1 protein-coding gene and 1 pseudogene are annotated in these 7,057 nt (G+C 37.0%); both read left to right on the top strand.

Annotated features, from left to right (window positions below; translation table 11 throughout):
- The coding region (locus M4Z11_RS05130) for a Vomp family autotransporter (protein ID WP_249677194.1) at window positions 1-2,956 on the top strand (2,956 nt) is incomplete at its 5' end.
- A 1,865-nt stretch (window positions 2,957-4,821) separates the two neighbouring features.
- Window positions 4,822-7,057, top strand: a pseudogene (locus M4Z11_RS05125) (hypothetical protein); the annotation flags it as partial.

Here is a 7,057-nt window from a genome sequence, read left to right as displayed (position 1 = left end):
CCTTGTTCAGCAAGATTCAGCTCAGGATATTACTATTGGAGCAAAAACAGGTGGTACTCTAATTGATATTACGAACAATGAAGGTGAATCGAGGCTAATTACAGGTGTTGAGGATGGAGATGTTTCTAATCAATCAACGGATGCAATAAATGGCTATCAGCTTTGGCAGGTTGCAAGCAATACATCAAAGTATTTAGGTGGTGGTGCAAATGTTTTGAGTGGTAAAGCGCCAACTTACACAATTAATGGTTCTAAGTATAATGATGTTGGTTCAGCATTTGAGGGTGTAGATCTTAATTTTACGGAGATTCGTAAAGAGATATTAAATGTGAAGGAAAATAATCTTGTTCAGCAAGATGAAGAAAACAGTATTATTACTATTGGTAAGGAAACCGGTGGTGGTACAATTCATATTGTAAATAATAAAAACCAACAGAGGAAGATTTCTGGTGTTTCGGCTGGAGAGGTTTCTGAAAACTCGACCGAGGCAATAAATGGAAGTCAGCTTTGGGAGACTAATGGAAAAATTTCAGAATTAGATAGTGAGATTGATAGTATAGATGAAAATATAACCAATATTCAAACTGATTTAACAAAAGTTGCGACAAATACATCGGAGTATTTTGGTGGAGGTGCAAATGTTTTGGATGGTAAAGCACCAACTTATACAATTAATGGCTCTCAGTATAATGATGTTGGCTCAGCGTTTGAAGGTGTTGATACTGCTTTTACGGAAATTAATAATAAAATCTCCAATATAACGGAAAATAGTCTTGTCCAGCAAGAAAGGGGTAATGGTCTTATTACGATCGGTAAGAATGTGAATGGTACTGAAATTAGCGTCCTAAATCATACAAAGCAACAACGAAAGATTACTGGTGTTGCGAAGGGGCTTATTTTTGGAAAATCAACCGATGCAGTGAATGGTGGACAGCTTTGGGAAACGAATCAAGAAGTTGCTGAACTCAATAATAGTGTAGAAAAAGCAGAGACAGATATAACGAATCTTCAAGGTGATTTATCAAAGGTCGCAGTTTATACATCGAAATATTTAGGCGGTGGTGCAGATGTTCTGAGTGGTAAAGCACCAACTTATACAATTAATGGCTCTAAGTATAATGATGTTGGTTCAGCGTTTAAGGGTGTTGATGGTTCTATTGAGGATATTCATAATCAAATATTGAATATAACGGAAAATAGTCTCGTTCAGCAAAATATAGGTACGAAAGTTATTACCATTGGCAAGGGAAGAGGTGGTACTCTAATTGATATTTCAGATAGTCCAGGGCAAGATAGAACTCTTTCTGGTGTGAAAGCTGCGGTGCAAGGTAACGAAGCTGTTAACAAAGATCAACTTGATAAACGTTTGAAAGAGATTACTACAGATGTTGAGTCTATTAGTGTTGCTGCAGTTCTTTATGATAAGGCGTCAGATGGCAGCATTGATTATAAAAAGATTACTTTGGGTGGACAAAATAGTGAGGGCCCAGTTGCTATTCGTAATCTTAAAGATGGTAAAATTTCTAATGAATCGAGCGATGCTGTTAATGGAAAACAGATTAATAACTTATCTCAGGATATTGCGGACATTTTTGGTGGTGGTACAGAATTCAACAATGGTAGATTTACGCGGCCAATCTACACTTTATCGCATGTGACAACAGAAGGAATTGTAACAAGAGAGAGCTATAACGATGTTGGTTCAGCTTTTGCAGGGCTTGATGCGAATATTAAAAATGTGAATACGCACATACAATATTTGATTAAGGACTTTGATGAAAAGATTTCCAATATTTCTACTGATGCTTTGTTATGGAGTGAACAAGAAGGAGCCTTTGTTGCACTTCATGGCTCTAAAGGGCAAGAAAAACAAAATAGCAAACTGACATTTCTTTCAGATGGAGAAATTGATGTGAACTCGACAGATGCAATAAATGGTGGTCAGCTTTTTCAGATGAGTAACAAGCTTGCTTCATATTTTGGTGGCGGTGCTCAATATGAAAATGGAGAGTGGAGAGATCCTATTTTTACGATTTATCAGTTTGGTGCTAATGGTTCTACTTCTGAAAGGGCCTATAAGGATGTTGCTAGTGCTTTTGCTGGTGTGAATGGGGGGATGTCTATTTTAAATGATCGGATTAAGAAGATTGAAAATCAAAGTGGACAAGGTGGCTCTGATTCAGATGCTTTAAAATGGAGTGAAGAAAAAGGCGCTTATGATGCAAACCGAGAAGGAAAGGATAGTAAGATTACTGGTGTTGCAAATGGTAAAGTTGAAAAAGACTCAAAAGAGGCAGTTAATGGTGGGCAACTTTGGGATACCAACGAGCGCGTTACTAATGTTGAAAATAAAGTAGACAATATGTCAAACACGATTAATGGTATAGCTGAGAATACTGTTCAATATGATAAAGATGCAAATGGCAAAAAAACTAATAAAATCACTTTAGCAGGAAGTGATGCTGGGCAGCCTGTTGTCATTGACAATCTTGCAGATGGTAAGATTGAAAAAGGTTCGAAAGAGGCAGTAAATGGTGGTCAGCTACATGACTATACTAAGCAACAAATGGAGATTGTTCTTGATGATGCAAAAAAATATACAGATGAAAAGGTCAAGAATATTGTTGTAGATGCTATTGATGATGCGGTAGAGAAGGCAAAAGACTATACGGATAAGAAGTTTGATGCTTTAAATTATAACATTGAAGGAGTACGAAAAGAAGCAAGACAAGCTGCAGCAATTGGTTTAGCAGTCTCTAACTTGCGGTATAATACTACTCCTGGTGCATTAAGTGTTGCATTTGGAACTGGTTTATGGCGTAGTCAATCTGCTTTTGCTTTTGGTGCTGGTTATACATCTATAAATGGAAATATCCGTTCTAATGTTTCTGTGACAGGTGCGGGAGGTCATTGGGGTGTTGGTGCAGGACTCAGCTTTACTTTGCCGGTGCGTTAATAGTAATAGAGAGGTGCATGGTATGATTGTTCCTCAGCGATATTAATAGAAATCTATTAAGATTAAGATAAATTTACGCCCTTTCCTCAAAAATGAGGGAAGGGTGTAAGTTTTTATAAATAGCAGACTGTTTATGATAGAGATCAAGAGAGAAATATTGTTTTCTATTTCATCATTTCATAGAGGTTTTGTAATTTTATTAACAATAAATACATGTCCCAATTTGTTGGGATGTATTTTTTGAATTAATTGATTCATGTTTAATTTTTTGCTTTCTATGAGCTATATTGGTTTTCTCATTATGGATTATAAAGATAAAGCAGACTATATTTAAAAATGTAAGGGATTACTCGGTGTTTGTTAATAGCTTATGTATTTTATATATCGAAAAATAATCTAATAATTTTTAATTTTAGTGAATTAAATAAAACAATGCGGATTTAAAATTGAACGCATGTTTTATTATAAAAACAGTTTTATTTTAAATAATGCTGGTATCTCAGATATATTTTAAGGCGACATATTTTTTAAAATACAATTCTTGTGGATTCATGATGAGAATTTGTTGGCTAATGATGATGTTAATAAAAATGTGAATAACCTAAATAATCATCTCGATAATGTCGAAATGCAAATAGAGCAGGATAGTCTAAAATGGAATACCGTTGCTTATAAACGTAATGTTATAATGATGAAGAAAGACACATTATGATGTGGCAGATAGCAAAGTAGAAAAAGGCTCTAGTGATGCAATGACTGGGAATTAACTTTGGAAAGCAAATCAAAAAGTAAATGATCTTGAAAACAAGTTTAATGATGTTGAGAATTCAGTTGGTCAAATGGCACTATTCAATATGATAAAGATTCAGATAGTAAAAAAACGATAACATCATTTTAGCAGGTGAGGATGCAAGCTCTTCTGTTGTCATTGATAATGTTAGCGATGATAAAGTCGAAAAAAGTTATTAATGGTGGGCAATTTTATAAGAAAATGAAAGTTGTCTTTGATAACGCAAAACGATGTTTCTGAAGCTAAAGATTATACTGATATGAAGTTTAATAGCCTGAATTATAATAAAGAAATAGGATAAGTGATCACTATCGGTATAGTAGTCACTTAACCTTCATTATAAAGAAGCACTTGGAAAACTAAATACAATAACTAACAACGATTCATAGAAAAGCCACTCTACATTTGCTTTCTATGCTGGTTATACACCTGAAGATAGAATTACCTATTCCAACACCTCTACAACCACTTCTAGAAAATACTGATTCGTAGAAATAAATGTTAATTTTCACTTAAATAAAAAATAAAACTGGATAAAAACAAAAATTCCCCTTGAAATTTCATCCTTTGTATTCTATCCAAGTAAATGGAACATACACAAAGACTTTAATAAAACGTTAAATTGTACATTTTATTTAATTTTTTTTACAAAATAAAACACAGAAAGGCTAAATTTCAATAAAATAACCCAAAAAAACGCAACAATTTCTATAAAATCTTAGATAATAACCACAACACAAAAACACAAAACAAACTCTATAATACCATTTTCTCTAACACCAAGTGAAAGATATCTCTTAAGCTTTAAACTACAGAAAAATACATTCTTTAATGTTGTAACTGGGGGGCTCATACAAGCTATGAATAATACTGCAAAGAAATCGCAAAAGAACATTCCAAAGAGTTCTTACACCTCTTACAAAAAATCCACACTCATATCAGACAACTCTCTCGTTTGACACGATAGATTAAGACTTTCCATGACTAGAAGCTCTATTTCTAAGAACTGGATAACATCTAAATGTGTCTTTTTGATGTCTAAAATTTATTTTTTATTTTTATTGGAGAATTTCTTATGAAAAAATCGCGAGTTATCTCAAAGAAAAGTGCTTTAAATGATCATCTTTTTTCTTGTCGCTCACCTTTATTGCAAGCCGTTTCATTAGGAACAGCCATGACAGCGCTCTTGTCGAGTGTTTCACCTGTCGTTGCGTCTACTTTTTCTCCAACAGGGCAGCAAACAACGCTACAAAGTTCACAAAGTCCTAAGGGCACAGGTGTGATTTCCATAAAAGCTACTGATAAAGCTTCAAAAAATTCTCTTGGTCCTGCTTGTACGAGTGATCGTTACTGTGGTGTGGATAATATTATTGTCTCTACTTCCTTTGATTCAAGAAAGATAATCAGTGAGGAAAATTATGTAAATCTTCTCACATATCACCAATTTGATAATGGTCATTCTCGTGATTTGGGAGCTCAACGAGCCACTTGGACTGTTGATGGTCAAAGTGCAGTGCTTGATGTGTCTGCAACATCTGTTTTGAGCAATGTGTTGAGAGATAATACAACTAGGAGAGCTGACTATCTCTCTGGCCTCGTTATGGGGGCTATGAGTAATATGGCTTTTGGTCGTGACGCATCTACAGCAGGGGGAATAGGTTGGGTAGAGATGAAGGATATGATTGCTATAGGTGTATCCTCTCGCAGCGAGAATGAAAGGGCAATTGCTATAGGTGGAGGCTCTAAAAGCAAAAGTTATGGGGGAATTTCTATAGGTGCAGCCTCTCTTAGCGTTGGTCATGCGGCAGTTGCTATAGGTATGAATTCTTCCGTTGTAGGGGACTTTGGCGGGGGTATTGCTGTGGGTGGAGATGCGAAAGTAATGGGTGCCAGTACGATTGCTATAGGTGTAGGCTCTAGCGGCACTGGTCAGCACTCTATTGCTTTAGGTGATGATGCAAGGGTAATAGAGACCTCTTCGGTTGCTATAGGCTCTAAGGCAAAAGTAACGGGTGCCAATACGATTGCTGTAGGTGCAAGCTCTAGCGGCACTGGTGAGCGGTCTATTGCTTTAGGTAGCTATGCTAATGCTAGCTCCTATATGGCAACCGCTCTAGGTTTTGATACAAAAGCAAGTAATAACTATACGGTTGCTGTTGGCACTAAGGCAATTGCATCGGGTGACGAGGCTGTTGCTATAGGTAGCTATGCTAATGCTAGCGGCGTTAAGGCAGTTGCTTTAGGTTCTGGCAGTAAAGCCTCTAATAGATCTGATTATGCTGGTTATAATCCTCTGACAGGTAAATATGCAGGAGATGATGCAAATTATATATGGCAAGCTACCACTGGTGTAGTTTCTATTGGTGATGTTGAGAAAAAGATAACACGACAAATTAACGGAGTAGCGGCTGGTCGAGAAGATACTGACGCTGTGAATGTTGCGCAGCTGAAAGTATTAAGGCAGTTAGTACTAGAAAGTAGTAATAGCTTTGTCCAACAAGATGATAGTAATGGCCGTATCACGATAGGTGCGGAGACGAGTGGTGCTGCAATTACTCTTGCGAACAAAAATGGTAAAGGCCGGACCCTTTCCGGCTTGAAGGATGGCGCACTTTCGGACAGTTCGACAGAAGCTGTAACAGGAAAACAGCTTTTTAAAGTTCAAGGTGAGATCACAGATACGAATGACGAAGTTTATAAGGTAAGCGCGGATGTTGTTGACTTGTCTATAGATGTTGCTGCTCTGACTACGAGTGTTGATGGTTTATCTAAGAGTGTAACGAACGTACAAGGTAATGTAAGCAAGATAGCTCAGAATGCGTCTAACTATTTAGGAGGCGGAGCGGATATTCTTGGTGGTACAGCTCCGACGTATACGGTTCAGAATAAAGATTACGAGAATGTCGGAGCAGCTTTTGCCGGTGTTGATAAGTCTCTTACAGAGCTTTATACGAATATTGAGAATGGAGTTGGGAATGGCCTTATTGAACAAGAAGATAGTAATAGTCGCATTACGATAGGAGCAAAAATAGGTGGTACAGAAATCACTCTTGCGAACAAAGATGGTGAAGGTCGGACCCTTTCCGGCTTGAAGGAAGGCACACTTTCGGACAGTTCGACAGAAGCTGTAACAGGCAAGCAGCTTTATAAGGTTGATAGCAGGCTTACTGAAACCACAGGAAAAGTTGAAGGTCTGACTACGAGTGTAACGAACGTACAAGGTGATGTAAGCAAGATAGCTCAGAATGTTTCTAACTATTTAGGAGGTGGAGCGGATCTTCTGAAGGAAACAGCCCCGACGTATAAGATTC

The organism is Bartonella bilalgolemi (assembly GCF_023500045.1).
Taxonomy (GTDB): domain Bacteria; phylum Pseudomonadota; class Alphaproteobacteria; order Rhizobiales; family Rhizobiaceae; genus Bartonella; species Bartonella bilalgolemii.
This window is presented reverse-complemented; position numbering and strand designations above follow the sequence as displayed.